1 protein-coding gene is annotated in these 2,115 nt (G+C 65.4%); it reads right to left on the reverse strand.

From position 1 onward, the window contains the following. The coding region (locus A5692_RS02840; protein WP_156765901.1) for an AMP-binding protein at window positions 1-2,115 on the reverse strand (2,115 nt) is incomplete at both ends.

Below are 2,115 nucleotides of genomic sequence, written 5' to 3' on the forward strand. Positions count from 1 at the left end.
CACCGACGTCTTCGACCCCGACACCATCCACACCATGACCGGCCACATACAGTTCTCCGACCACCCCCACCGGAACCGGCCGCAACCACTGATCCAGCACTAACAGCGCCGCCCCCGACACCGGCGACCCAACCGGTGGAACCCCCGAGCCTGGCACCAGCGGCGCACTCAACGCCACATACATCGTGGTCTCGGTCGGCCCATAGCCATTGAGCATCACCCGCCCCGGTGCCCACCGATCCACAATCTCAGCGGGACACGCCTCACCGGCCACCGCCAACGCCACCGACTCCAGCCCCTGCGGCGAGAGCATCGCGACGGCCGTGGGTGTTTGGCTCAACACACTGACTTGTTCCGCAATCAGCAGAGAATGCAAGTCATCCGGTGACGCGGCGACCGCCTCGGGCACCACCACTAACCGAGCCCCATGCAGCAACGCACCGAAAATCTCCCACAACGAGAAGTCGAACGCATACGAGTGACACTGCGACCACGCTCCCGACGGATCCAGGTGCGCACCCACTGAAGCCAGCAACTGGGTGACGTTGTGGTGAGCGATAGCCACGCCCTTGGGGACACCGGTGGTGCCTGAGGTGTAAATCAGATACGCGACATCGTCGGCGGCCGGACCCGGCAATGCGGTACTCGGTTGAACATGGATAGCGGCGTCGTTGACATCGACCACCACCGGCTCGGCATGACCGTCAAGTCGCGAGCGCAACTCGGCGGTTGTGAGCACCGCGATCGGTGCGGCGTCGGTGAGCAGGAACTCGATCCGCGCCGCGGGCATACCCGGGTCCATCGGTACGTGGGCCGCCCCAGTCTTGAGCACCGCCAAGATCGCCACGACCGCCTCCCCGCAGCGCGGCACCAGCAACCCCACACACCCACCCGGGCCCACCCCATGTGAAACCAGCAAGTGCGCCAACCGATTCGCGGCCTCATCGAGTTCTCGATAGGTCCAGGATCGGTCCCCGAAGCTCAGTGCTACCGCCTCTGGATTGCGGGCGACTTGGGCGGCGAACACCTGCGGGATCGATAGCCCTGGCGCAGCTGGCTGGGTCAATACGCCCCGGTTGGCCCAGCCATCAAAGCGGGCTTGCTCCTGCGCGTCGAGTAGCTCGATCGAGGAGACTCGCTGTGTAGGGTCAACGGTCATGCCCGTGAGCACCCGTTGGAATCGGGTGATCAAGGTGTGGATGGTGTCGGGGTCGAAGACGTCGGTGCGAAACTCCACCGTGCCGGTGATCCCGACCGGCTGACCCGCCTGGGTGAAGTGTTCGGCCAGCAAGAACGTCAGGTCCATGCGCGCAGTGCGGTTATATGACGGCAGTGCTGTTGCTTGTACCTCTCCTAACTTGAAGTCGGTCAAAGCGTTGGTGTGGCCGGGCAGGTTTTGCCAGGCCAGCATTACCTGCACCAGTGGGTGGTGGGCCAGCGAGCGGGCCGGATGTAGGTGCTCCACTAACGCCTCGAAGGGCACGTCTTGGTGGTCGTAGGCGGCCAGGCTGCGGGCGCGCACCTGGGCCAGCAGTTCGGCCACACTGGGGTCGCGGGCCAGATCGACCCGCAACACCAGGGTATTGACGAAGAACCCGACCACCTCATCTAGAGCGGGGTCGCGCCGGCCGGCGATCGGGAACCCGACGGCCACATCAGTATTGGTGCTTAGTTTGGCCAGCAGTACCGCCAGGGCGGCCTGGATCACCATGAAATTGCTCACCTGATGCGTCCGCGCCAGCTGGATGATCTGCTGCTGCAACCCCGCGGGCCATTCCACGGGGAGGCTGGCCCCCCGGTGATCGGCCAAGGGCGGATAGGGCCGATCCGTGGGCAACACCAGCCGTTCGGGCATGCCGGCCAGCGCGTGCTGCCAGTAGCCCAGCTGCGCGGCGATGCGGCTGTGTGGGTGGTCGAGGTCGCCGAGTTGGGTGCGTTGCCAGAGTGTGTAGTCGGCGTACTGCACCGCCAACGGCGCCCAACCAGGGGCCTGCCCCTTAACCCGGGCGGCATACGCGGCGCCCAGATCACGCACCACCGGGGTGATCGACCAGCCATCAGCAGCGATGTGGTGGGCCACCGCCACCAACACATACTCATCGGGGCCCAACCGGA

Origin of the sequence: Mycobacterium sp. E342, assembly GCF_001667665.1 — a bacterium.
Lineage (GTDB): Bacteria > Actinomycetota > Actinomycetes > Mycobacteriales > Mycobacteriaceae > Mycobacterium.